Annotated in this window: 25 protein-coding genes and 1 riboswitch; of the genes, 14 read left to right on the top strand and 11 right to left on the bottom strand. The window is 64.7% G+C overall.

The window, feature by feature from the left end; all coding sequences use genetic code 11:
• The coding region (locus D8Z78_RS07785) for an aminotransferase class III-fold pyridoxal phosphate-dependent enzyme (RefSeq protein ID WP_128910747.1) at nt 1-1,080 on the top strand (1,080 nt) is incomplete at its 5' end.
• A 104-nt stretch (nt 1,081-1,184) separates the two neighbouring features.
• On the opposite strand, the gene fliP is transcribed toward D8Z78_RS07785, so the two are convergent.
• Genes fliP through fliF form a run of 4 tightly spaced genes read right to left on the bottom strand, consistent with a single transcriptional unit; the run spans nt 1,185 to nt 4,396 of the window.
• Nucleotides 1,185-1,910, bottom strand: a complete 726-nt coding sequence (gene fliP / locus D8Z78_RS07780) for a flagellar type III secretion system pore protein FliP (protein WP_121629566.1) — start codon at nt 1,908-1,910, stop codon at nt 1,185-1,187.
• Nucleotides 1,911-1,912: 2 nt separating this feature from the next.
• Nucleotides 1,913-2,200: a FliM/FliN family flagellar motor switch protein gene (locus D8Z78_RS07775; protein ID WP_121629565.1), complete on the bottom strand. Its 288-nt coding sequence runs from the start codon at nt 2,198-2,200 to the stop codon at nt 1,913-1,915.
• Nucleotides 2,193-2,804, bottom strand: coding sequence for a FliH/SctL family protein (locus D8Z78_RS07770; protein WP_121629564.1), 612 nt, complete (start codon nt 2,802-2,804; stop codon nt 2,193-2,195). The genes D8Z78_RS07775 and D8Z78_RS07770 overlap by 8 nt, the downstream gene beginning before the upstream one ends.
• Nucleotides 2,801-4,396, bottom strand: coding sequence for a flagellar basal-body MS-ring/collar protein FliF (fliF, locus tag D8Z78_RS07765; RefSeq protein WP_121629563.1), 1,596 nt, complete (start codon nt 4,394-4,396; stop codon nt 2,801-2,803). The genes D8Z78_RS07770 and fliF overlap by 4 nt, the downstream gene beginning before the upstream one ends.
• A 117-nt stretch (nt 4,397-4,513) precedes the next feature.
• Between fliF and D8Z78_RS07760 the strand changes: the two genes are divergently transcribed.
• Genes D8Z78_RS07760 through D8Z78_RS07750 form a run of 3 tightly spaced genes read left to right on the top strand, consistent with a single transcriptional unit; the run spans nt 4,514 to nt 6,078 of the window.
• Nucleotides 4,514-5,041 (top strand): flagellar basal body-associated FliL family protein, encoded by a 528-nt coding sequence (locus D8Z78_RS07760; protein ID WP_121629562.1) that lies wholly within the window; start codon nt 4,514-4,516, stop codon nt 5,039-5,041.
• A gap of 11 nt (nt 5,042-5,052) precedes the next feature.
• Nucleotides 5,053-5,406: a hypothetical protein gene (locus D8Z78_RS07755; protein WP_121629561.1), complete on the top strand. Its 354-nt coding sequence runs from the start codon at nt 5,053-5,055 to the stop codon at nt 5,404-5,406.
• Between the two features lie 3 nt (nt 5,407-5,409).
• Nucleotides 5,410-6,078, top strand: coding sequence for a MotE family protein (locus D8Z78_RS07750; RefSeq protein ID WP_121629560.1), 669 nt, complete (start codon nt 5,410-5,412; stop codon nt 6,076-6,078).
• Here the strand turns inward: D8Z78_RS07750 and trxC are convergent, their stop codons facing one another.
• On the bottom strand, nt 6,079-6,510 hold the full coding sequence (gene trxC / locus D8Z78_RS07745; RefSeq protein WP_121629559.1) for a thioredoxin TrxC: 432 nt from the start codon (nt 6,508-6,510) through the stop codon (nt 6,079-6,081). It abuts the gene before it with no gap.
• Nucleotides 6,498-6,650, bottom strand: coding sequence for a hypothetical protein (locus D8Z78_RS24550; protein ID WP_164932912.1), 153 nt, complete (start codon nt 6,648-6,650; stop codon nt 6,498-6,500). Before D8Z78_RS24550 ends, trxC begins: the two co-directional genes overlap by 13 nt.
• Here D8Z78_RS24550 and D8Z78_RS07740 point away from each other — a divergent pair.
• The 3 genes from D8Z78_RS07740 (at nt 6,649) to D8Z78_RS07730 (ending at nt 8,671) form a co-directional block, all read left to right on the top strand.
• A complete protein-coding gene (locus D8Z78_RS07740; RefSeq protein WP_121629558.1) occupies nt 6,649-7,206 on the top strand; it encodes a L,D-transpeptidase in 558 nt (185 codons plus the stop codon). The genes D8Z78_RS24550 and D8Z78_RS07740 overlap by 2 nt on opposite strands.
• Nucleotides 7,203-8,363 carry a geranylgeranyl reductase family protein gene (locus D8Z78_RS07735; protein WP_240672046.1) on the top strand — a complete coding sequence of 387 codons (1,161 nt, stop codon included), beginning with the start codon at nt 7,203-7,205 and terminating at the stop codon, nt 8,361-8,363. Before D8Z78_RS07740 ends, D8Z78_RS07735 begins: the two co-directional genes overlap by 4 nt.
• A 95-nt stretch (nt 8,364-8,458) precedes the next feature.
• The gene (locus tag D8Z78_RS07730; protein ID WP_128910746.1) at nt 8,459-8,671 is read left to right on the top strand and encodes a hypothetical protein; all 213 of its coding nucleotides are present in this window, start codon (nt 8,459-8,461) and stop codon (nt 8,669-8,671) included.
• Here the strand turns inward: D8Z78_RS07730 and D8Z78_RS07725 are convergent.
• Complete coding sequence (locus D8Z78_RS07725; RefSeq protein ID WP_240672044.1) at nt 8,660-9,340, bottom strand: arylesterase; 681 nt, start codon at nt 9,338-9,340, stop codon at nt 8,660-8,662. The two genes, D8Z78_RS07730 and D8Z78_RS07725, sit on opposite strands and share 12 nt — an antisense overlap.
• 13 nt (nt 9,341-9,353) lie before the next feature.
• Here D8Z78_RS07725 and D8Z78_RS07720 point away from each other — a divergent pair, with 13 nt between their 5' ends.
• The 6 genes from D8Z78_RS07720 to D8Z78_RS07695 all read left to right on the top strand — a co-directional run bounded on the left by D8Z78_RS07720 (nt 9,354) and on the right by D8Z78_RS07695 (nt 16,741).
• On the top strand, nt 9,354-10,043 hold the full coding sequence (locus D8Z78_RS07720; protein WP_121629556.1) for an ABC transporter ATP-binding protein: 690 nt from the start codon (nt 9,354-9,356) through the stop codon (nt 10,041-10,043).
• Nucleotides 10,040-12,544 (top strand): ABC transporter permease, encoded by a 2,505-nt coding sequence (locus D8Z78_RS07715; RefSeq protein ID WP_121629555.1) that lies wholly within the window; start codon nt 10,040-10,042, stop codon nt 12,542-12,544. Before D8Z78_RS07720 ends, D8Z78_RS07715 begins: the two co-directional genes overlap by 4 nt.
• A gap of 37 nt (nt 12,545-12,581) precedes the next feature.
• Nucleotides 12,582-13,511, top strand: a complete 930-nt coding sequence (locus D8Z78_RS07710) for an inositol monophosphatase family protein (protein ID WP_121629554.1) — start codon at nt 12,582-12,584, stop codon at nt 13,509-13,511.
• An 18-nt stretch (nt 13,512-13,529) separates the two neighbouring features.
• On the top strand, nt 13,530-13,976 hold the full coding sequence (gene rpiB / locus D8Z78_RS07705) for a ribose 5-phosphate isomerase B (RefSeq protein ID WP_121629553.1): 447 nt from the start codon (nt 13,530-13,532) through the stop codon (nt 13,974-13,976).
• 111 nt (nt 13,977-14,087) lie between these two features.
• Entirely contained in the window at nt 14,088-15,323 is a 1,236-nt protein-coding gene (locus D8Z78_RS07700) for a putative DNA modification/repair radical SAM protein (protein WP_121629552.1), read from the top strand.
• Nucleotides 15,323-16,741 (top strand): UdgX family uracil-DNA binding protein, encoded by a 1,419-nt coding sequence (locus tag D8Z78_RS07695; protein ID WP_121629551.1) that lies wholly within the window; start codon nt 15,323-15,325, stop codon nt 16,739-16,741. Before D8Z78_RS07700 ends, D8Z78_RS07695 begins: the two co-directional genes overlap by 1 nt.
• 47 nt (nt 16,742-16,788) lie before the next feature.
• Here D8Z78_RS07695 and gcvP read toward each other — a convergent pair whose 3' ends face one another.
• The 4 genes from gcvP to D8Z78_RS07675 form a co-directional block, all read right to left on the bottom strand.
• Entirely contained in the window at nt 16,789-19,632 is a 2,844-nt protein-coding gene (gene gcvP / locus D8Z78_RS07690) for an aminomethyl-transferring glycine dehydrogenase (RefSeq protein ID WP_121629590.1), read from the bottom strand.
• A gap of 66 nt (nt 19,633-19,698) precedes the next feature.
• A complete protein-coding gene (gene gcvH / locus D8Z78_RS07685) occupies nt 19,699-20,058 on the bottom strand; it encodes a glycine cleavage system protein GcvH (protein WP_240672043.1) in 360 nt (119 codons plus the stop codon).
• A 14-nt stretch (nt 20,059-20,072) separates the two neighbouring features.
• The gene (gene gcvT / locus D8Z78_RS07680; protein ID WP_121629549.1) at nt 20,073-21,176 is read right to left on the bottom strand and encodes a glycine cleavage system aminomethyltransferase GcvT; all 1,104 of its coding nucleotides are present in this window, start codon (nt 21,174-21,176) and stop codon (nt 20,073-20,075) included.
• 141 nt (nt 21,177-21,317) lie between these two features.
• A riboswitch (glycine riboswitch) is annotated at nt 21,318-21,404 on the bottom strand.
• A 6-nt stretch (nt 21,405-21,410) separates the two neighbouring features.
• Complete coding sequence (locus tag D8Z78_RS07675) at nt 21,411-21,902, bottom strand: RrF2 family transcriptional regulator (RefSeq protein ID WP_121629548.1); 492 nt, start codon at nt 21,900-21,902, stop codon at nt 21,411-21,413.
• Nucleotides 21,903-21,991: 89 nt separating this feature from the next.
• Between D8Z78_RS07675 and D8Z78_RS07670 the strand changes: the two genes are divergently transcribed.
• Nucleotides 21,992-22,552, top strand: coding sequence for a gamma-glutamylcyclotransferase family protein (locus D8Z78_RS07670; RefSeq protein WP_121629547.1), 561 nt, complete (start codon nt 21,992-21,994; stop codon nt 22,550-22,552).
• Nucleotides 22,553-22,560: the final 8 nt, after the last annotated feature.

Raw genomic sequence — 22,560 nt, 5'->3', positions numbered from 1 at the left:
CTGGCCAAGATGGTGCTGGACCGCGCGCCCGACCACATGTCCAAGGTCTATTTCGGCCTGTCCGGGTCCGACGCGAACGAGACCAACATCAAATTGGTCTGGTATTACAACAATATCCGCGGCCTGCCGCAGAAGAAGAAGATCATCTCGCGCTGGCGCGGCTATCACGGCTCGGGCCTGATGACCGGGTCGCTCACCGGGCTCGACCTGTTCCACAAGAAGTTCGACCTGCCGCTGAGCCAGGTGATCCACACCGAGGCGCCGTATTATTTCCGCCGCGATGATCTGGACCTCGACGAGGCCGGCTTCGTCGCCCATTGCGTGGCGGAACTGGAATCGCTGATCGCCCGCGAAGGGGCCGACACGATCGCGGCCTTCATCGGTGAGCCAGTGCTGGGCACCGGGGGCATCGTGCCGCCGCCGGCGGGCTATTGGGCCGCCATCCAGGAGGTGCTGGCGCGCCACGACATCCTGCTGATCGCCGACGAGGTTGTCACCGGGTTCGGGCGGCTTGGGTCCATGTTCGGCTCGGAGCATTACGGGCTGAAGCCGGATTTGATCACGATTGCCAAGGGCTTGACCTCGGCCTATGCGCCGTTGTCCGGGTCGATCGTGTCGGACAAGATGTGGAAAGTGCTGGAGCAGGGCACCGACGAAAACGGCCCGATTGGCCACGGCTGGACCTACTCGGCGCATCCGATCGGGGCGGCGGCGGGGGTCGCGAACCTGAAGCTGATCGACGCGCTGGGTCTGGTCGATGCGGCCGGCGAGATCGGCGGCTACTTCAACGCCGCGATGCGCGATGCCGTGGGCGGGCATGTGAATGTCGGCGAGGTGCGCGGCGAGGGCATGATCTGCGCGGTGGAATTCGTGAAGGGCCGCGAGGGGCGTGTCTTCTTCGACGCGAACGACAAGGTCGGCCCGCGGGTGGCGGCGGCCTTGCTGGAGCGCGGCGTGATCGCGCGGGCGATGCCGCAGGGCGACATTCTGGGCTTCGCCCCGCCCTTCTGCCTGACGCGCGCGGAAGCCGACGAAGTCGTCGGCAAGACCGCGCAGGCGGTGAAAGAGGTTTTGGGGTAAGCCAACGAACCGAATGAACATTCATATTAGGCCGGGCAGATCCGCCCGGCCTTCTTCATGGCTAACAAAATCTTGCCCAACTGACATTAACCTTAATGCCCGCGTCAAAAATAGCCGCGCACAAGGCTGCCTGCCAGCAGGGCCCAACCATCGGCAATGACAAAGAAGGCGAGCTTGAACGGCAGGGACACTATGGCCGGTGGCACCATCATCATGCCCATCGACATCAGGACCGCAGCGACGACCAGATCGATGATCAGAAACGGCAGGAAGATCAGAAATCCAACCTGAAAAGCCCGGGCCACCTCGGACAACATGAAACTCGGGATCAGGACCGACAGCGGCGCGTCCGCCGACAACGCGGTGCCCCGGGCATCGGGCCGAAGCTCCGCCATCGCACCGAAGGTGTCCGGGTCGACGCGGCCGGCCATGAAGACCCGAAACGGCTTCAACGTCAATTCCGCCGCTTCTTCGATCTCGATCTGTTCGTTGACCAGAGGTTGAACCCCTGTGTCCCACGCCTCCGTGAACACCGGTTCCATGACGAAATAGGTCAGGAAGAGGGCGAGGCTGACGATCAGCATGTTGGGTGGTGACTGCTGCAACCCAACGGCCTGCCGGAGGATTGCCAGTGTGGTCACCATGAACGGAAAGCAGGTCACCATGATCGCGATGCCCGGTGCGAGGCTGAGCAATGTGATCAAGACGATCAACTGGACGGAGGTCGCCGTGATCGAGCCGCCTTCGCCGAGGTCGATGGAAAGCGACTGCGCCTCGGCGAATCCTGTGCACAGGACCAGCAGGCTGACCGCGATGAGAAGGGCGCGCATGATCACGATGGAGATTGCAGGTCGACCACTTCGGTCAGGCGCACGGCCAGTTGGCTTGGGCCGTCACCCTCGACGACTTCCAATACGCCAATTCCAATCAGTTTTTCGCCGACATAAAGCTCGACCGGGTCATCCAACTGCTTGTCCAGCGGCAGGACCGACCCTTCGGCCAGTTGCAACAGTTCTCGGACCAGCGGGCGGGCCCGCCCGACGGAGACCGTGATCTCGATCGGAACCGAGGTGAAGGGGGTGCCGGCATCGCTGCGATGGGCTGTCTGCATGTTATCCATTTGCCAGTTTCCTCCGGTTGTCATGGGCGAAGCCTGCAACGGCTTCTGTCACCGAGGCGATCAGGTCGCCCAGGTCGATCTGTCTTTCGCTCGAGCCGAACTTTATGTCGGCCTGTTCTTCTGCGACGGTGTCGTCGGGGATCAATTCGATGGGAAAACCGAAATCTCCCTCGATCAACGGTGCGATCGCGTCGATATTGGTCGGCGCAACAAGGATCTGGACATCCATTGTCCCGATCTCCTTGGCCATGGCGTGAAGCTGTTCCACAACGTGCAGTCCGAGTGTCGCGCGCGCCATCGATGGCAGCAGCACGCTGACCATCTCGTTGAGCAGCGGCGTCATACCGTTCATCACCTGGCTGTACGCCTCGTGATAGGTGAAGGAGAGGTCCTGCAAATGCTGGGCAAATGCGCTGGAAATCCTCGCCTTGTCCTCTGACTGAGCCTTGACCGCATCGTCCCAGCCCGCCCGGTATCCGTTCTCGAACGCCTCGAGCTTCTGGCCTTCCAGCTCGGATTCGTTGAAGACGGGCCCTTCCGAGAGGGCTGGTGCAGAGGGTTCAGGTGAACTGAAATCCTCCAGGAGTTTCTGTAAAGCGCTCAACGTGCCTCCTCCTTGTCCTCAAGCCAGCTGCGAAGAATTTCGACGGTCTCGGTCTTGCGCTCTTCGATCAGGCCGCGCAGGCGGTCGACCGGGTCCTCTTCGGGCGGGGAGTCGAAATCGACCATGCCCATACCGCCGAAATCAGGCCCGTCCCCCATCATCGGCAAGTCGGCAAAGCCACCGGCAGGCTCGATCTCGCCATCGAGATAGTCACCATCCGGCGCCGGAAGCGCAGCCGCCTCGCTGGCCGTGCCCCGCGCCAGAACCGGGCGGACGACAAACAGCCCAAGGATCAGCGCGACCACGGCCAGAACACCCATTTGGATCAAGCGCATGGTGTCGATCGGACCGGCGAACAGGCTCGGCTCGATGGGGCCGGTGCCCAGCCCCTCCGGCCGCTCGAACGGCAGGGACCGGATGGTGATCTGGTCGCCGCGCTCTGCATCGTAGCCGACCGCAGAAGAGACGAGGTCGTTGAGGGCGCTGAGTTGATCCTCCGGCAAGGGGATGAAGGTCTGCGTGCCATCTGCTGCGGTTTCGTAGGTGCCATTTACGAGAACCGCCACGGTCAGACGACGGATCGCGCCGGGGGAGCGGGTGATTTCCCGCATGGTTTCAGACACTTCGTAATTCACGCGCTCACGGGTTTCGGCCTTTTGCGACGACGAGTTGTCAGGGGCGCCTTGGCCACCCCCTGCGGGCAGGTTCGAGGCGACACTGACCGCACCGCCACCGGAGTTTTCGGCCTTGTCGCTAAGTTCCTCGGTATCCGTCGAAATGATCACGCGGCCTTCGGGGTCGAAACTGCGTTCGCGAATCGTCTCGCTGTCAGTGATCGTGTCGACACTGACCTCGACCACGGCATTGCCAACCCCCACACGTGCCTCCATCAGGCGCTGGACGCGATCACGCAATTGCGCGGCCTTGTCATCGGCGGTTGCTGCGCCGCCGCCCTCGGACTCGGCCCCGATCAAGCCGCCCTTGCCGTCGATCACCGCGACGTCTTCCGGAACCAGTCCCGGCACGGCCGAAGCGACGAGGAATTTCAGTGCGCGGGCTTGCTGCGCATTCAGAACGCCGCCGTTGGTCGTCACCGAAATCGACGCGGTCGGCGTCACGTCGCGCTGAAACGGATTGGCGCTGCTGTTGGCAATATGGACACGCGCGGTGGAAATTTGCGGGTTCGAGACAATGGTGCGGGCCAATTCGCCCTCTTTCGCGCGCCAATAGGCCGCGTCGAACATCTGCGATGTCGTCCCGAATCCCGACAGGCCGTCGAGCAGCTCGTATCCCTGCCCCCCATTTGCCGGCAACCCCTCGCTCGCGAGGGTCAGGCGCAACTCGTCCCGCTCCGTATCGGGCACGAAGATCGCGCCGCCCCGCACCTCGAACGGGACATTGCGCGCCTCGAGCGCAGATACGACCTCGCCGGCGGCGCCGTTTTCCAGCCCCGCGTAAAGCAAGGACAGATTCGGCTGCGTCGCGAGCCGGGTCAGCCCGAACACCGCGAGAATCATGGCAAGGGTTGCCCCTATGACGACAAGGCGCTGACGCGCGCCCAGGGCGGTCCAACTGGTGATGAGTTGTTGCAAGATCGGCCTCCGCTCCAAACGTTCTGCTTGGCTGAAGCGATCTTTGACCGATCCGACTTAACAATCAGTTAGCCCCTCTGTGCCTATAACGACCCCGAGGCTGAAAAGAGGTTCGATATGACGGATGCCACTGCCGACGGCCAGGAGGCCGAGGAAAAGAAACCATCGAAGCTGCCGCTGATCATCGGCGTCGTTCTTGCTTTGGCTGGTGGCGGCGGCGGATTCTACGCGGTCCAGTCCGGGCTCTTGGGCGGCGCACCCGCGGCGAATCACGCAGAGGACGGGCATGCCGATGCCGCCTCTGCCGACGATGGCGAGGTCGAGCTGCCGACCGAGGCGCTGCCCAAGGTCGCCTTCATCGAGGTGCCGCAACTGACGATCTCGCTTGGCCCCAATTCCAACGCCCGGCACCTGCGCTTTCGCGCCAGTCTAGAGGTGCCACAGCAGTACACGGCCGAGGTCGAGGGAATTCTGCCTCGGATTCAGGACGTGCTGAACAGCTATCTGCGGGCGCTGGAACCCCGTGACATCGAAGATCCCGGCTCGCTCGTCCGCCTGCGCGGACAGATGCTGCGACGGGTCAAACTCGTGGCCGGAGAGGGACGCGTGCGCGACCTCCTCGTCCTGGAATTCGTACTGAACTGAAGGAAACTGGCATGGAGCTGATTGCGGATATTCTACTGGTGGCCGGGGCTCTGGGCGCTGGATTCTACTGTTTCATCCTCGCGCGTCGACTGACCCGCTTTACCGATCTGGAAAACGGTGTCGGCGGCGCCGTTGCCGTGCTGTCGGCGCAGGTCGACGACCTGACAAAGACACTGACGGCGGCGCAGACAACGGCGGGCGACTCGTCGAAGTCCCTCGCCGAACTGACGGAACGGGCCGAGGATGTCGCCCGAAGACTCGAGCTGATGGTGGCGTCGATGCACGACCTGCCCGGGGAAAAGCCGCCCGCGCCGGGACCGACCGAACATGCCGACCCTGTCTTTGTCCGCCATCCGAGGAACTGACCCATGGCCAAAGCGAAGCAACCCAAGGCTCCCAAGCCCAAAAAGGTGAAGACGCCGCGCCGCAGGACGGGGGCACTGACCGCGATCGGGGCTTTGCTACTGGCCTCGGCGGTGGTCCGAGGGGCTGTCGGCGCAAGCGAAGCAATCGCCAGCGAGCCCGTTCCTCAGGCACAGGTGCCCGGGGGCGAAGATCATGCCGCCGAAAAGCCTGCCGAGGATCATGCGCCCGACGGGCACGCCGCCCCGACGATGATGGTCGAGGAATCGGAACTTCTGCCTCTGATCAAGGCGCTGGAGGCGCGCGAAGCGCGGCTGAAGAAACGCGAATCGCAGATCGACATCCGGATGCAGGCCCTTGCCGTTGCCGAGCAGGAAATCGACCGCAAGCTTGCCGCGCTCGAGCAGGCCGAGGCGGATATCAAGGCGACCCTTGCGCTTGCCCAGACCGCCGCAGAGGACGATCTGGCGCAATTGACCAATGTTTACGCAAACATGAAGCCGAAACAGGCCGCCGCCCTGTTCGAGGAAATGGATCCGGAATTCTCCGCCGGGTTCCTGTCGCGGATGAAGCCTTCGTCGGCGGCGGCGATCATGGCCGGGCTCAGCCCCGAGGCGGCCTATCTGATCAGCGTGGTTTTGGCAGGCCGCAATGCCGATGTGCCAAAGAACTGATCACCGCACCTGCGCCGCAAAGGCCTCGATCTGGGCGGCAGGCATGGCCCCGGACTGCCGGGCACGCTCCCTGCCCCCGGCAAAACCGACCAAGGTCGGGATGCCGCGAATCGCATATTTCGATCCGGCATCCTGATGGTCCTGCGTGTTCAGCTTGACCAGCCGCGCGCGGCCTTGCAGCCCGGCGGCCGCCTTGCCGAATTCCGGAGCCATCATGCGGCATGGCCCGCACCAAGGCGCCCAGAAATCCACGATCAACGGCAGATCGTCGGTCCGCGCCGCCTTGGCCAAGGTCGCAGAATCGACCTCGATCGGCCTGTCGGGCACCAAAGCGGCACCGCAAGTGCCGCATTTCGCGCCCGCCGCCAACCGATCCTCGGGAACCCGATTGGTCTGGGCGCATTCCAGACAGACAAGCTTCAATCCCGCCATCTCATGTCTCCTGAATATCTTCGAAAATGAATATGTGTTTCGCACGCCATCGTGACAAGCCTTGTCCCGCAGGCGGGATTGATTTTCGCGCCGCCATCGGCAAGATATTCACCCTGATACGCCAGAAAGAGTGCTGCCATGATCTCTCGTCGTTCCTTCATCGCCGCAACGGTCGCCACCGCCGCGAGCACCGCCATGCCTGCCGGGGCCTTCACGCTTGACACTAAGTTCCGCCCCCAGCGCGTGACCATCAAGGGGGATCTCGAACCCAACCAGATCCTGATCCTTCCGGCGGCGCATTTCCTGTATTTCATCGACGGTCCGGGCACCGCGATGCGGTATGGCGTCGGGTTCGGCAAGGCCGGTCAGGCCATTTCGGGAACGTTCTATGTCGGCAGCAAGAAGGAATGGCCGACGTGGCGTCCGACCGATGCGATGATCGAGCGGGACCCGGCCGCCTACGGAAAGTTCAAGGATAACGATTACGTTCAGCCCGGCGGGCCCGGCAACCCGTTGGGCGCGCGTGCGCTTTATCTGTACCGTGACGGGCGCTACACCTTCAACGCCATCCACGGCACGACCGCGCCTCGGTCCATCGGCCAATCGGTGTCCAATGGCTGCGTGCGCATGATCAATGAACATGTCACCGACCTCTATCCGCGCGTCGACGTGGGAACCAAAGTCACCGTCCTGTGAATTCCCCTCGCGGCGCCCGCGCCTTTGATCTGATCGTTCTGGGCGCGGGCCCGGCTGGCGCGTCCGCGGCCAAGGTTGCGGCGGACCTTGGCCTGCGCGTCGCCCTTGTCGACAAAAAAAGCTTTCCCCGCGACAAGCTGTGCGGCGGCGGGCTGACCGGGCGGGCGATAGATTATTACCGGCGCATCTTCGATGCACCCCTGCCGGACATCCCGCTGGAACGTCGCAGCGACATCGCGTTCCATGCCTTTGGCGAAGATCTGGGCCTGAGTTGCGACGCGCCGCCCTTGCATCTTGCGATGCGACGCGATCTCGATGCCCACCTTCTGGAACGGGCGCTGGAGGCGGGCGCGACGGACCTGACCGGAAGCATGGCGCAGTTGGACCCGGATGGCCCGTCGCTGCGGATCGGCGACGGCAAGATCGACGCACCGCTGCTCATTGCGGCAGACGGGGTCAATAGCGCGACCGCCAAGCAACTCTTCGGCAGCGCATTCGACCGCGACAAGATCGGCTTTGCGCTGGAGGTCGAGAGTCCCGGCGCAGATGCTACGCGACCGCTTCGGATCGATTTTGGCGCCGCCGATTGGGGCTATGGCTGGCAGTTTCCCAAGGCTTGCGGCACCACCATTGGTGTCGGCGGCGTCATGGCACGCAATGCCGACATGAAAGGGCATCTGGCCAAGTATCTCGACGCACTCGGTATAAACCCCGACCTCCCGGTGAAGGGCCAGTTCCTGCCGTTTGGCGACTTCCGCGAAACGCCGGGCAAGGGACGCATCCTGCTGGCCGGGGATGCTGCCGGGCTGGTCGATCCGATCACAGGCGAGGGCATCGCCCACGCCTTGCATTCCGGCGAGCTGGCCGCGCGTGCCGCCGCCGATGCGCTGCGCCGCGGCATGCCGGATATGGCGCTGGCGGATTACACCCGCGCGCTCCGGCCGATCCATGGCGGTTTGCGTCATGCAGGACGCCTGCGTCACTTGATGTTCCGCGACAGCCTGCGGCGCACCTTCATCAAGAGTTTTCGCAATTCCCGCACCTTGCGAGACGAATACCTGCGCCTTCTGGCAGGCGAGACGGAATACGGCCCATTGATGCGCAAGATGGCGTTGCGGCTGCCCAGCTTTGCCCTGCGCGCCTTAACACGGCGCTAACCAAGCAGATTCCTGCCCAAGCCATGCCCAATTCTTGCCTGAATTGACCGCTTAAGTCATTTGTAGGACGTGGCGAAGTGCGCTACTCTTTACGCGTGGAGGATGAAATGGCAGTCATCTCAGTTGTCATGGGTAGTGTTTTGGGCTTTTTTGCAGCGGTCTTCTGCTGGCTTGCCTTGGACTTCAGCGTTTTGGAATCGCTGACCCTGTACCTGCTCGCCAGCTTGGGCTGCGGTGCGCTGGGTGCGGCGACAGCCATCCTGCGCCGCTCCGAAAGCTATTCGCATGAGCTAAGCTCAGAGGCCTGACGCGGTCACCCGCTCGATCAATTCTTCGACATTCGGCCCGAGGGCCTCAATGATCCGTTGCACGCCCTGTCCGTTGGGGTGAATGCCATCGGGCTGCATGAATCTACCCAAATCCGCCGGGCTTTCGCCCTCGCTGCGCAGACCTTCAAAGAAGTCTTCCATGTAAAGCGTGCCGTATTCCTGCGCCAGATCGGGATAAATGGCATCGAAGGCCGCTTTGTAATCCGGCCCGTAATTGCCGGGGGCCGACATTCCGACCAGCAGAACCTCGATTCCGGCCGCTTCGGCCTTTTGCAGGATACCGTCGAGGTTGGCACGGGCTGCGGCTGGGTCGATGCCCCGCAGCAGGTCATTGCCCCCCAAGGCGACGATCATCGCATCGATCTCCGGCGTCAGCGCCCAGTCGATCCGGGCCAGCCCGCCTGCCGTCGTATCGCCGGACACGCCGCCATTCACTACGCGCACGTCGTGCCCGCGCTCTGCCAGCCAGACCCGCAGTTGCGGGATCAAGGCCTCTTGCTCGATCAACCCGTAGCCCTGCGTCAGGCTGTCACCAAGGGCGTAGATGTCGACCTCGGCCGCCTGCGCGGGTAACGATGCCGCAACCAAGGCTGCGGCCAATGCCTTGCTGCACCCGCAGAAAGGCCCATATGTCAGAAAATGTTTCATCACAGGTTGCCTCATGCCCGATCCCGTCTTGTCACTTAAGGATGTCACCCTCAGCCTCAAGGGCAATGCCGGAAATGTCGATATCCTTCACGGTATCACGATGGATGTGCAAAAGGGCGAGGCCATGGGGCTGATCGGGCCGTCCGGCTCGGGGAAATCCTCCCTGCTGATGGTCATGGGCGGGCTGGAGCGCGCCACCGGCGGCACCGTTACCGCCTTGGGGCAGGACCTGACCACGCTGAATGAGGACGCTCTGGCGCGGTTCCGCCGCGATCACATGGGTGTCGTGTTTCAAAGCTTTCACCTGATCCCGACCATGACCGCGCTGGAAAACGTCGCCACCCCTCTGGAACTGGCGGGCAAGCGCGACGCGTTTGACATTGCCGCAGCCGAGTTGGAGGCCGTCGGGCTGAAGCATCGCGCCGACCATTACCCCGCCCAGATGTCCGGCGGCGAACAGCAGCGCGTGGCGCTCGCCCGGGCGCTGGCCCCGCAGCCTGACATCCTGCTGGCGGATGAGCCGACCGGGAACCTTGATGGCGTCAACGGCGAGGCGATCATGGACCTGCTCTTTGGCCTGTCGGAAAAGCGCGGCTCGACCCTTGTGCTGGTCACCCACGCGCCGGAACTGGCGGCGCGTTGTACCCGCGTGATCGGCCTGCGCGATGGCGGGATCGACGCGGCGCGGAAGGCAGCGGAATGAGCTGGCCGGTCGCGGCGCGGTTTGCGCGCAGGGAATTGCGCGGGGGGCTGAGCGGCTTTCGCATCTTTCTGGCCTGCCTCGCGCTGGGTGTCGCGGCGATTGCCGGGGTCGGCTCGGTCCGCGCCTCGATCGAACAGGGGCTGAGCGAACAGGGCGCGGTGCTGCTGGGCGGCGATGCGCAGGTGGAATTCACCTATCGCTTTGCCTCTGACGAGGAACGCGCGTGGATGGCGGAAACCGCAACCGCCGTGTCAGAGATCACCGATTTCCGGTCCATGGCCGTGGTCGGCGATGAACGCGCCCTGACGCAGGTCAAATCCGTCGACAGCGCCTACCCCCTGTTGGGCGAGATGGTGCTGGACCCCGCCATGCCACTGGCCGAAGCCTTGGCCGACAAGGGCGGCGTCATGGCCCCGGTTCTGGCCGACCGGCTGGGCCTGCAACCGGGCGATACGTTCAAGCTGGGCAGCGCGGAATTCACCCTGCGCGCGGTGATCGAGGTCGAACCCGACGACGCTGGCGACGGTTTTGGCCTTGGCCCCCGCACCATGGTCCGGACCACGGATCTGGAGGGGTCGGGCCTGCTCGCCACCGGCTCGATCTACGAGACCGAGTACCGCCTGCTTCTGCCCGAAGGCACCGAACTGGACGCCGCCAAGGCCGATGCGCTGGCGCGGTTCGAGGCCACGGGATTGTCTTGGCGCGACGCCCGTAACGGCGCACCGGGAATTTCGCGCTTTGTCGAGCGGCTCGGCGCGTTTCTGGTTCTGGTCGGCCTGTCCGGGCTGGCGGTCGGCGGTGTCGGCGTATCCGCAGCGGTGCGGGCCTATCTGGCGCGCAAGACATCCGTGATCGCGACCTTGCGCACGCTGGGGGCCACCCGGGCCGTGATCTTCCGCACCTACTTCCTGCAAATTGGTTTCTTGTCCCTCGTCGGCATTGCCATCGGGCTTGCCTTGGGTGCCGCGATTCCAATCGCGCTGGGTCCGGTCCTGAACGAGGCCCTGCCCGTTCCAGCTGTCTTCACCCTGCATCCCGGCCCGCTGGGCGAGGCCGCGCTGTACGGCATCCTGACGGCCTTGGTATTCACCCTTTGGCCGCTGGCCCGCGCCGAGGAAGTCCGCGCCGCGACCCTGTTCCGCGACGCTTTGGGCAGCGCCAAGCTGCTGCCCGCCCCGCGCTACCTGCTCGCCATCGGGGTGCTGCTGGCCATGCTGGTCGGGTCCGCCGCGTGGCTGTCGGGCAGCGCACAGCTGACCTTGTGGACGGCGGGCGGCATCTTTGGCGCGCTGATCCTGCTGGTGCTGACCGCCGCGCTGATCCGCTGGCTGGCGCGCAGGGCGACACCCCTGGCGCGCGGTCGTCCCATCCTGCGTTGGGCTTTGGGGGCCATCGGCGGGCCGGGCGAAAGCGCCGCATCGGTGGTGCTGTCGCTGGGCCTTGGCCTGTCGGTGCTTGCCGCCGTGGGCCAGATCGACGGCAACCTGCGCGCCGCGATCCAGCGCGACCTGCCCGATGTGGCGCCCAGCTATTTCTTCGTCGACATCCAGAAGGACCAGATGCCGGGCTATCTGGAACGGCTGGAAAACGACCCCGCCGTCAGCCGCATCGACAGTGCGCCGATGCTGCGCGGCGTGGTCAGCCGGATCAACGGCGAACCCGCCCAAGACGTCGTTGGCCCGCATTGGGTGGTGCGCGGCGACCGGGGCGTGACCTATGCCGCCAAACCCGACGACCGCACCATCGTGACCGAGGGCGAATGGTGGCCCGAGGACTATACCGGCCCGCCGCAGATCAGCTTTGCCGCTGAGGAGGCCGAGGAAATGGGCCTAAAGCTGGGCGATACCCTGACGATCAACGTCCTTGGCCGCGACATCACCGGCACGATCACAAGCTTCCGCGAAGTCGATTTCTCGACCGCCGGGATCGGCTTCGTCCTGACGATGAACCCCGCCGCGCTGGAGGCAGCACCGCATACCTTCATCTCGACCGTCTACGCCGAGCCTGAGGCCGAGGCGCAGATCCTCCGCGATCTGGCCAGCCAATACCCCAACATCACCGCGATCCGCGTGCGCGACGCCATCGACCGCGTCTCGGAACTGCTCGAAGGGATCGGGGCGGCGATCCGTTGGGGTGCGGCGGCGACCTTGTTGACCGGCTTTCTGGTGCTGATCGGCGCTGCGGCGGCGGGTGAAGGGGCGCGCACCTACGAGGCCGCTTTGCTGAAAACCCTCGGGGCCAGTCGCGCGCGCATCCTGCGCAGCTTTGCCCTGCGATCCGCCCTACTGGGCGCAGGCGCGGGCATCGTCGCCATCGCGGCGGGCATTGCGGGCGCATGGGCCATCGCGACCTTTGTCATGGAGACCGAGTTCGCCGTGATCTGGCCCAACGCCCTGTCCATCGTCACGGGCGGCGTGATCGCCACGCTTCTGGCGGGCCTTGGCTTTGCGTGGCGTCCCTTGGCCGCACGACCGGCGGGTGTGCTTCGCGCGAGAGAGTGATAAACAGCGCGCGAGACTCACCAACGGAAGGCACATCATGTCCCTGCCCATCGCCGTCACCGCCCCCTTGACCAAGGCCCAGCGCGCGCAGCTGCTCACCCTTGTCCGGCGCGCCGCCCGGGCCGAGATCCTGCCGCGTTTCCGCCAGCTGGGCAGCCACCAGATCGATCAAAAGACCGGCCCGCAGGATCTTGTGACCGATGCGGACAAGGCGGCCGAGGCGATGATCACCCGTGGCCTCCAAGCCATGTTCCCCCACGCCCTGATCGTGGGCGAGGAAGCGACCGCCGCCAATCCCGATCTCGTCAAAAAGATCCCCGAGGCCGAGCTGTGCTTTACCATCGACCCGGTCGACGGCACGTGGAACTACGCCCACGGGCTGACCGTGTTCGGTGTGATGGTGTCCGTGCTGCGCTTTGGCCGCCCGGCCTATGGTCTGCTTTACGATCCGATCATGAACGATTTCGTCGTGGCCGATACCGAAAGCCCCACCGAACAGGTCATGCCCCGTGGCATCCGCCGCCGCATGTCGACGTCCAAAGGCGGCGAGATCGCCGACCTTCAGGGGTTCATCGGGATCAACCTGATGCCGAAAGAACATCAGGCCCCGATGGCCGCGACCTTCCCCGATTTCACCCGCATCCTGTCGCTGCGCTGCGCCTGCCACGAAATGCGCATGGTCGCGCAGGGGGCGATGGACTTTGCGCTCTATTCCAAGCTGACACCGTGGGACCAGCCCGCAGGCGCCGTCGCCGTGCGGCAGGCCGGCGGGCACGTCGCCATGCTGGACGGGTCCGAATATCTGGGCGATTCAACCGGCTACCTGCTGGCCGCCTGCAACGAGGCGACATGGACCAAGCTGCGCGATCACTTTGCCTTCCTCGTCCCGGTGACGGAGGCCGAGAGCACCCCTGCGCCAGAGAAAAACAGCTTTCCCGGCGAAGAAGCCGTGGACAACGACGCCTGACCCTTTGAGGACCCCGAAATGACCAACACACGCATCGTCCTGTCCAGCGACCATGCCGCCATCGAACTGCGGCAAGCCATCGCCGAGCATATCAAGGCCAAGGGCTGGGAGCCGGTCGATATCGGCCCCGTGACCCCGGAAAGCACGCATTACCCGCAGCATGGCGAGGCCGCCGCGAACAAGGTCGCCTCGGGCGATTGCCGGTTCGGCATCATCCTGTGTGGCACCGGGCAGGGCATCATGATGGCCGCGAACAAGGTCAAGGGCATCCGCTGCGGCGTCTGCTCTGACACCTTCTCGGCCGAGATGATCCGCGCCCACAATGACGCCAACATGCTGTCCATGGGCGCGCGCGTGATCGATCAGGACAAGGCCATCGAGATCGTCGATGCCTTCCTGTCGACCGAATTCGAGGGCGGCCGCCACGGCACCCGCGTCGACATGATCACGGCGATCGAGGCGTAAGCCCACCTGCCCCGGGCAAAGACCCGGGGCCTCCCAGCCGATCCACCTCACATCTGCGCGACCCGACGTTCCCCTCTTGTTCACGCTTAAACGTGAACGTAAGATGAACGTATGGTCGCACGAACCCTTGAGCAGAAACTGGCGATCCTGTCGGATGCCGCCAAATACGACGCCTCCTGCGCCTCCAGCGGGGGGCAACGGCGCGATTCGCGCGACGGCAATGGGATCGGCTCCACCACTGGCTCGGGCATCTGCCATGCCTACACGCCGGACGGGCGCTGCATCAGCCTGCTCAAGATCCTGATGACCAATTTCTGCATCTACGATTGCGCCTATTGCGTGAACCGCGTGTCGTCCAATGTCGAGCGCGCCCGCTTCACGCCTGAAGAGGTCATCCACCTCACGCTGGAATTCTACCGCCGCAACTATATCGAGGGGCTGTTCCTATCCTCCGGCATCATCCGCAGCCCCGATGACACCATGGCCGACATGGTCCGCATCGCGCGCGAGTTGCGGCAGGTGCATCGCTTTCGTGGCTATGTGCATCTGAAGACGATCCCCGACGCCGACCCCAAGCTGATCGAAGAGGCCGGGCTCTATGCCGACCGTCTGTCGATCAACGTGGAACTGCCCACAGATGCGTCCGTCCGCGACTACGCCCCGGAAAAGAACCCCGACCAGATCCGTAAAGCGATGGCAGATGTGCGCGTGCTGAAGGAGGCGGCGAAGGACAAGACCCATACCGGCAAACGCGCGCGCAAGTTTGCCCCCGCCGGGCAATCGACCCAGATGATCGTCGGCGCGGACGGGGCCAATGACGCGACGATCCTGACCAGCTCGACCCGGCTGTATAGTTCGTACAAGCTGAAACGGGTCTATTACTCGGCCTTTTCGCCGATCCCCGATGCCAGCGCCGTGCTGCCCTTGGTCAAGCCGCCGCTGATCCGCGAGCACCGCTTATATCAGGCGGATTGGCTGATGCGGTTTTACGGGTTCGACGTGACCGAGATCGTGGCGAACCGCACCGACGGCAACCTCGATCTGGAGATCGACCCGAAACTGGCCTGGGCGCTGGCGAACCGGCATATCTTTCCCGTCGATGTGAACCGCGCCGACCGAGAGACGCTGCTGCGGGTGCCCGGTTTCGGGACAAAGACGGTGGGGCGTATTTTGGTGACGCGCCGCCACAGGACGCTGCGCTATGACGACCTGCGCCGGATGGGGGCCAACCTGAAGAACGCCCGCCCCTTCATCCACGCGCTGGACTGGTCGCCGCGCACCCTGACCGACACCGCCGATCTGCGCGCGCGTTTCGCGCCGCCGCCAGAACAGCTGTCGCTCTTCTGATGTATCACGTCGATCTGCCCCGCATCGGCACCTTCGAGGCGTGGCGGGGCAAAGCCCGCGCCCTACGCGCCGCCGGGGTGAAGTCACATGAGGTTCTGTGGACACGAGGGGAGCCTGCGGGTGATCTGTTTGCGGACAGCCTGCCCCCCGAGGGGGATGCGCCCCTGACAGTGCCACGCGGGTTTCTGGATTTGGCGCGGATGGCGATCTGGCACAGCGATCCGGAGCGATTCGCGCGGCTCTATGCCTTGCTCGACGTCCTTCAAACCGACAAACGCCTGATCGAAGACCGCGCCGATCCGCGTGTGGCGCGCTTGAATGCGATGGCCAAGGAGGTCGGGCGCGACAAGCACAAGATGACCGCCTTTGTCCGCTTTCGCGAGGTGGACAGCGACGGCCCTCGCCGCCGCTTTGCCGCGTGGTTCGAGCCGTCGCATTTCATCATGGAGCCGTCAGCGCCGTTCTTTGCCAAGCGGTTCGGGGACATGGATTGGTCGATCTTCACCCCCGACCTGTCGGCGCATTTCGACGGGACGGTGCGGTTCGATGATGGCGCGGCAAAGCCGCCCTTGCCCGAGGACGCGACCGAGGACCTTTGGCGCACCTACTTCCGCTCGATCTTCAACCCCGCGCGGGTGAAGGTCAGCGCGATGCAATCCGAGATGCCGAAGAAATACTGGAAGAACCTGCCAGAGGCCTCGCTGATCCCCGAAATGATCGCCACCGCGCAGGCCCGTGCCTCGGCGATGGCCGAGGCGGCACCGACAATGGCCCCTGCCCGCGCCGCGCGGGTGACGGAGCGGCTGCGGTCCGGACAGGACCGGGTGGAGGACGCGCTAGGCGCCTGTCGCCGCTGCGCGCTGTGGTCCAGTGCGACGCAGGCGGTGCCCGGCGAGGGGCCGCTGGACGCCCCCTTGATGCTGGTTGGAGAGCAGCCGGGGGACAGGGAGGACCTGACCGGGCGGCCTTTTGTCGGGCCTGCAGGGCAGGTGTTGGATCGGGCGTTGGAGGCGGTCGGGCTGGTGCGCGAGGCGCTTTATCTGACGAATGCCGTGAAGCACTTCAAATTCAGGCCGCGCGGCAAGGCCCGCATCCACCAAAGCCCGGATCGGGGCGAGGTGATGGCCTGCAAATGGTGGCTCGATCTGGAGGTGGAGCGGGTGCGCCCGAAGCTGATCGTGGCTTTGGGCGCGACGGCCTTGGCCAGTCTGATCGGAACCGGTCAGGGGTTGATGAAGCGGCGCGGCACGGTTGAACAGACGCCCGAGGGCGTGCCCGTGCTGGTCACGGTGCATCCGAGTTACCTGCTGCGCCTGCCGGATGCCGCGCGCCCGGAGGCAGAGGCGCTGTTTCGCGCCGATCTGACCCTCGCGCGGGAGAGGATCGGGGAGATGGGGGGCGCTGCCCCCCGGCGCTGACGCGCCTCCCCCTGCGGTATTTTTGGCCAGAAGAAACCCTGCGGCGGTCATTCGGCCGCTTCGGCGATCTCCTCCATCGGCGGGCAGGTGCAGATCAGGTGGCGGTCGCCATAGACGTTGTCCACCCGGTTGACCGGCGGCCAGTATTTGTCGACCCGGAACGCCCCCGGCGGGAAGCAGCCCTGTTCGCGGGTGTAGGGGCGGTCCCAATCCTTCACCAGATCCTCCATCGTGTGGGGGGCGAGTTTCAACGGGTTGGTGTCCTTGTCCGCCTCGCCGTCCTCGATGGCGCGGATTTCGGCGCGGATGGCAAGCATGGCGTCGCAGAAGCGGTCCAGCTCGGCCTTGGTCTCCGATTCCGTCGGCTCGACCATCAGCGTGCCCGCGACCGGCCAGCTCATGGTGGGCGCGTGGAAACCGCAATCGATCAGCCGTTTCGCGATATCCTCGACCATGACGCCGGCGGTTTTCTCGAAAGGCCGCGTGTCGATGATGCATTCATGCGCCACGCGCCCCTTGCCGCCGCGATAGAGCACGTCATAGGCGCCCTCCAACCGCTTGGCGATGTAGTTGGCGTTCAGGATCGCGACGCGTGTGGCTTGGGTCAGGCCCGCGCCGCCCATCATCAGGATATAGCCCCACGAGATCGGCAGCAGCGAGGGCGAGCCATAGGCCGCCGCCGACACCGCCGCGTTGCCGCCATTGGGGTTGCCGGGCAAATGGGGGGCGAGGTGTGCCTTGACGCCGATGGGGCCCATGCCAGGGCCGCCGCCGCCATGCGGGATGCAGAAGGTCTTGTGCAGATTCAGGTGGCTGACATCGCCGCCCAGATCGCCGGGGCGCGAGAGGCCGACCATGGCGTTCATATTCGCCCCGTCGATATAGACTTGGCCACCGTGGTCATGGGTGATCTGGCAGACCTCCTTCACCGTTTCCTCGAACACGCCATGCGTTGACGGATAGGTGATCATGCAGGCGGCGAGATTGTCGGAGTGCTTTTCCGCCTTGGTGCGGAAGTCGTCCACGTCGATCGAGCCATTGGCGTCGCATTTCACCGCGACCACCTTCCAGTCGACCATATGGGCGCTGGCGGGATTGGTGCCGTGGGCGTTGACCGGGATCAGGCAGACATTGCGGTGGCCTTGGCCGCGCGCGGTTTGCCAGTCGCGGATCGTCAGCAGGCCCGCATATTCGCCCTGCGCGCCGGAATTGGGCTGCATGGAAAACGCGTCATAGCCGGTGATCGTGCAGAGTTTCTGCGACAGGTCGTCGATCAACTCGGCATAGCCGCGCGCCTGATCGGCGGGGGCGTAGGGGTGGATCATCGAGAATTCCCGCCACGAGACGGGCATCATCTCGGCGGCGGCGTTCAACTTCATCGTACACGACCCCAGCGGGATCATCGCGCGGTCCAGCGCCAGATCACGGTCCGCGAGGCGGCGCATGTAGCGCATCATCTCGGTCTCGGCCCGATTCATGTGGAAAACGTCATGTTGCAGGTAGTCTGTCTGGCGGATCAGCGCCTCGGGCAGGCGATACTCTGCGGTCAGGTCGTCATCCTTGCGGACAAGGCCAAAGGCGCGCCAGACCGCCTCGATGGTGGCGGGGCGGGTGCGTTCGTCCAGCGTGATGCCGACCTTGGTCTTGCCGACGCGGCGCAGGTTGATGCCCTCGCGCACCGCTGCCTGTAGGACACCGCGTTGCAGCAGGCCCACATCCACGGTGATCGTGTCGAAATAGGCTTTGGGTTCCACCTTGAAGCCCGCCGCCTCCAGCCCCTTGGCCAGACGCACGGTCTTGCGATGGATGCGCTGTGCGATGGCGCGCAGGCCCTTTGGGCCGTGGAAGACGGCGTAGAACCCGGCCATCACCGCCAGCAAAGCCTGCGCGGTGCATACGTTCGACGTGGCCTTTTCGCGGCGGATGTGCTGCTCGCGGGTTTGCAGGGCGAGGCGGTAGGCCTTGTTGCCGTGGCTGTCGATCGAGATGCCGACGATCCGCCCCGGCATGGCGCGCTTGTAGTCGTCGCGGCAGGCCATGTAGGCGGCGTGCGGGCCGCCATAGCCCTCGGGGATGCCGAAGCGCTGGGTGCTGCCAACCGCGATGTCGGCGCCCATCGCGGCGGGTTCCTTGAGCAAGCACAGGGCCATCGGGTCGGCGCTGACGATGCCGATGGCCTGCGCCGCGTGTAGCGCGGTCATCTGCGGGGTGAAGTCGCGGACGTGGCCATGGGTGCCGGGGTATTGGAAGATCGCGCCGAAGACGAGCGTCGGGTCAAGGTTGTCGGGGCTATCGACGATGATCTCGATGCCCAGCGGCTCGGCCCGCGTCTTCATCACCGCGATGTTTTGCGGGTGGCAGTTCTGATCGACGAAAAACGCCTTGGCTTTGGATTTGGCGACGCGCTGCGCCATGGTCATCGCCTCGGCGCAGGCGGTGGCCTCGTCCAGCAGCGAGGCATTCGCCACCTCAAGCCCGGTCAGGTCGCAGACCATCGTCTGGTAGTTCAGCAGCGCCTCGAGGCGACCTTGGGAAATCTCGGGCTGGTAGGGCGTGTAGGCGGTGTACCAGGCGGGGTTTTCGAGGATGTTGCGCTGGATCGCCGGGGGCGTGACCGTGCCGTGATAACCTTGGCCGATGAGCGAGGTCAGCACCTTGTTCTTGGACGCCACGACCCGCATCCGGTGCAGCATCTCGCGCTCGGACAGAGCTTTACCGAAATCCAGCGGCTCGGCCTGACGGATGGCCTCGGGCACGGTCTGGCCGATCAACTCGTCCAGATCCTTGACGCCGAGCGTGGCGAACATCTGCGCCATTTCCTCGGGCGAGGGGCCGATGTGGCGGCGATTGGCGAAGTCATACGGCAGGTAGTCGATCGGATCGTAGGTCATCATCACCCCTCGGGGATTGCAGGGAACGTCACGTAGGATGGGTGATCACCCATCCTACCTTGAGGATCAGGAAATGAAGTCCTTGTAGGCGGCTTCATCCATGTAGTCGTCCATCGGCGACATGTCCGAGACCTTCATCTTGAAGAACCACGCATCGCCCTCCGGGTCCTCGTTCACCTTGCCCGGGTCCTCGACCAAGGCGCTGTTCACCTCGGTGATCTCGCCATCCAGCGGCGCGAGGATGTCCGACGCGGCCTTGACCGACTCGATCACCACGATCTCGTCATCCTTGCTGACCTCGGCGCCCTCTTCGGGCAGTTCGACGAACACCACGTCGCCCAACTGTTCCGCCGCATGGGCGGTGATGCCGACCGTGACGATGTCGCCATCGACGTCCAGCCATTCATGTTCCTCGGTGTATTTCATGTCACCTCTCCTGTTCATCTCTTGAAGCCTGCGGGGACGAAGGGCAGCTTGACCACCTCGACCGGCATCCGCTTGCCCCGCACCTCGCCAAAGACCTTCGTTCCGACCGACGCGAATTCGCTGGGCACATAGCCCATCGCCACCGGCCCGTTCACGCTGGGACCAAATCCGCCGGATGTCACCTGCCCGATGGCTGGCCCGTCTTCAGTGGCGTGCAACGTCACGCCCTCGCGCATCGGCGCACGTCCTTCGGGGCGCAGGCCCACGCGTTTGCGCGCCGCGCCACTTTCCAGTTGACCAAGGATCGCTTCCTCGCCGGGGAAGCCCCCGGCGCGCGTGCCGCCAACCCGGCGCACCTTTTGAATGGCCCATTGCAGGCCCGCCTCGACCGGGGTCGTTTCCGTGTCGATGTCGTGGCCATACAGGCACAACCCGCCCTCCAGCCGCAGCGAATCCCGTGCGCCAAGGCCAATCGGTTCCACCGTCTCATCAGCCAGCAGCGCCTCGGCCAAGCCACGCGCCTGCGCATCAGGCACCGAAATCTCAAATCCGTCCTCGCCGGTATAGCCCGACCGGGAGACCCAGCACTCTGCCCCCATGATCGACACCGTCGCCACATCCATGAAGGCCATGTCCGCGACCTCGGACGCCAGCCGGGCCAAGGCCGCCTCGGCCCCCGGCCCCTGCAGCGCCAGCAGGCAGCGGCCCTCGACCATCTCGGCGCCCAGACCCAAGGTCGAGAGCCGCTCGAAATCCGCCTCCTTGCAGGCAGCGTTGACCACGACGAACAGGTGATCGCCGCGATTGGCGATCATCATGTCATCCTCGATGCCCCCGGCCTTGTTCGTGAAGAACCCGTAACGCTGCCGCCCTTCGGGCAGGCCGATCACGTCGACCGGCACCAGCCGTTCCAGCTCGGCAGCCGCCTCCGGCCCGCGCAGGATCACCTGACCCATATGGCTGACGTCGAACAACCCGGCCTTGCTGCGCGTGTGAAGATGCTCCTTCATCACGCCCATCGGATATTGCACGGGCATTTCATACCCGGCAAAGGGCACCATCTTGGCGCCCAGTTCCACATGCAAGTCGTGCAGGAAAATCCGTCTCAAATCCGTCATGCGCCTCTCCGGTCCCCCGCGCATATCGGCGGGCAGTCAAACGGTACGGCGAAAACCGCACCCAATGCTGCCCCCTCTGTCCGGTTGCCTGAGATCGTTATCCCTTCGGCGGGCGCAAGATACGCCACTCTCCAGAGTGTTCACATCGCGACGGTCCGTTTGGCCTGAGCGTTTCCGGGGCGGTTGCGCCTTCGGCACCGGATGAACCGGTTCTCCCGCTGCGATGCCCTATGGTTAGCCGGTGGCCCGTGCGTTGACAAGGGGCACATCGCAGGGGTTCGGCCCGTTGCAGGCCGCGGGCGCAATGATGCCCAAAAGCTGGGTGTTGCCACAGACCAGAGAGTCCAGCGTGATCGGGTCGAGCGTCTCGTAGAACGAATTCGCCGCCTTGGTCAGCGCCTCGCGCAGCAGGCAGGCATCGGTCAGCGGGCAGGTGTTGTCCACATCGGCAAAGCATTCCGCCAGCGGCACCGGGGCCTCGAGCGCGCGAAAGATATCGCCGATCACGATCTGCGAGGCGGGTCGCGCCAGTTCCAGCCCGCCATTGCGTCCGCGCTGGGTGTGCAGGTAGCCCAATTGCGCCAATTGGTTGATGACCTGCGCCAAGTGATTCTCGGATGCGTTGCAGACCTTGGCGATCTCGTGCTTGGTGACCAGCCGCCCGGTATTGCCCGCGCAATACATCAGCACACGCATCGCGATATTGGTCCGTTTCGTGACTCGCATAGGGGCCTCCTGCGGCAAAGTTGAGGATTTATGCCACTTCCCCGTGCCGAGAGGTTTGACCTGCATCAATCCCGCGCGATATTTGCCGTATGACGAATGCATATTTCTTTGGCTACGGCTCGCTGGTCAACCGGCTCACCCATGGATACACCCCCACCCGTCCTGCCCGGCTCAAGGGCTGGCGCCGCGCTTGGCGCGCGGTGCCGGAACGCGACCTGTGCTTTTTGACGGCCGTGCCCGCGCCGGGGGAGGAAATCCTTGGCCTCATCGCCCCCGTCCCCGCCGAGGGCTGGGCCACGCTCGACCTGCGCGAAGCCGCCTATGAACGGCTCGACGGAACGGATGCCGTGCTGCATGACAGCGACGCCGCGCAGATCGCCGTCTATGCCATCGCCCCCGGACGCGTCAGCGTGCCCGGTCCGCAGAACCCGATCCTGCTGAGCTATCTCGACGTGGTGATCCAAGGGTACCTGACGGAATACGGCGCCGAAGGGGCCCGGCATTTCCTCGACACCACCGACGGGTGGGACGCCCCCATCCTCAATGACCGCGCCGCGCCACGCTATCCGCGCGCGCAATCGCTGACCGAAGAGGAACGCGCCACCGTCGATGCGGCCCTCAGGGACTTTGGCAGCCGGGTGCTTGCTTGAGCTCGCGT

The organism is Tropicibacter alexandrii (genome assembly GCF_003667315.2).
Lineage (GTDB): Bacteria > Pseudomonadota > Alphaproteobacteria > Rhodobacterales > Rhodobacteraceae > Tropicibacter > Tropicibacter alexandrii.
Note: the sequence above shows the minus strand (reverse complement) of the source record. Positions and strands in the feature narration are given on the sequence as shown.

Coding starts and splice junctions, on each gene's coding strand:
- fliP (WP_121629566.1), bottom strand. CDS start 1,910: ATGCGCGCCCTTCTCATCGCGGTCAGCCTGCTGGTCCTGTGCACAGGA.
- D8Z78_RS07775 (WP_121629565.1), bottom strand. CDS start 2,200: ATGGATAACATGCAGACAGCCCATCGCAGCGATGCCGGCACCCCCTTC.
- D8Z78_RS07760 (WP_121629562.1), top strand. CDS start 4,514: ATGACGGATGCCACTGCCGACGGCCAGGAGGCCGAGGAAAAGAAACCA.
- D8Z78_RS07755 (WP_121629561.1), top strand. CDS start 5,053: ATGGAGCTGATTGCGGATATTCTACTGGTGGCCGGGGCTCTGGGCGCT.
- D8Z78_RS07750 (WP_121629560.1), top strand. CDS start 5,410: ATGGCCAAAGCGAAGCAACCCAAGGCTCCCAAGCCCAAAAAGGTGAAG.
- trxC (WP_121629559.1), bottom strand. CDS start 6,510: ATGGCGGGATTGAAGCTTGTCTGTCTGGAATGCGCCCAGACCAATCGG.
- D8Z78_RS07740 (WP_121629558.1), top strand. CDS start 6,649: ATGATCTCTCGTCGTTCCTTCATCGCCGCAACGGTCGCCACCGCCGCG.
- D8Z78_RS24550 (WP_164932912.1), bottom strand. CDS start 6,650: ATGGCAGCACTCTTTCTGGCGTATCAGGGTGAATATCTTGCCGATGGC.
- D8Z78_RS07725 (WP_240672044.1), bottom strand. CDS start 9,340: ATGAAACATTTTCTGACATATGGGCCTTTCTGCGGGTGCAGCAAGGCA.
- D8Z78_RS07720 (WP_121629556.1), top strand. CDS start 9,354: ATGCCCGATCCCGTCTTGTCACTTAAGGATGTCACCCTCAGCCTCAAG.
- D8Z78_RS07715 (WP_121629555.1), top strand. CDS start 10,040: ATGAGCTGGCCGGTCGCGGCGCGGTTTGCGCGCAGGGAATTGCGCGGG.
- D8Z78_RS07710 (WP_121629554.1), top strand. CDS start 12,582: ATGTCCCTGCCCATCGCCGTCACCGCCCCCTTGACCAAGGCCCAGCGC.
- rpiB (WP_121629553.1), top strand. CDS start 13,530: ATGACCAACACACGCATCGTCCTGTCCAGCGACCATGCCGCCATCGAA.
- D8Z78_RS07700 (WP_121629552.1), top strand. CDS start 14,088: ATGGTCGCACGAACCCTTGAGCAGAAACTGGCGATCCTGTCGGATGCC.
- D8Z78_RS07695 (WP_121629551.1), top strand. CDS start 15,323: ATGTATCACGTCGATCTGCCCCGCATCGGCACCTTCGAGGCGTGGCGG.
- gcvP (WP_121629590.1), bottom strand. CDS start 19,632: ATGACCTACGATCCGATCGACTACCTGCCGTATGACTTCGCCAATCGC.
- gcvH (WP_240672043.1), bottom strand. CDS start 20,058: ATGAAATACACCGAGGAACATGAATGGCTGGACGTCGATGGCGACATC.
- gcvT (WP_121629549.1), bottom strand. CDS start 21,176: ATGACGGATTTGAGACGGATTTTCCTGCACGACTTGCATGTGGAACTG.
- D8Z78_RS07675 (WP_121629548.1), bottom strand. CDS start 21,902: ATGCGAGTCACGAAACGGACCAATATCGCGATGCGTGTGCTGATGTAT.
- D8Z78_RS07670 (WP_121629547.1), top strand. CDS start 21,992: ATGACGAATGCATATTTCTTTGGCTACGGCTCGCTGGTCAACCGGCTC.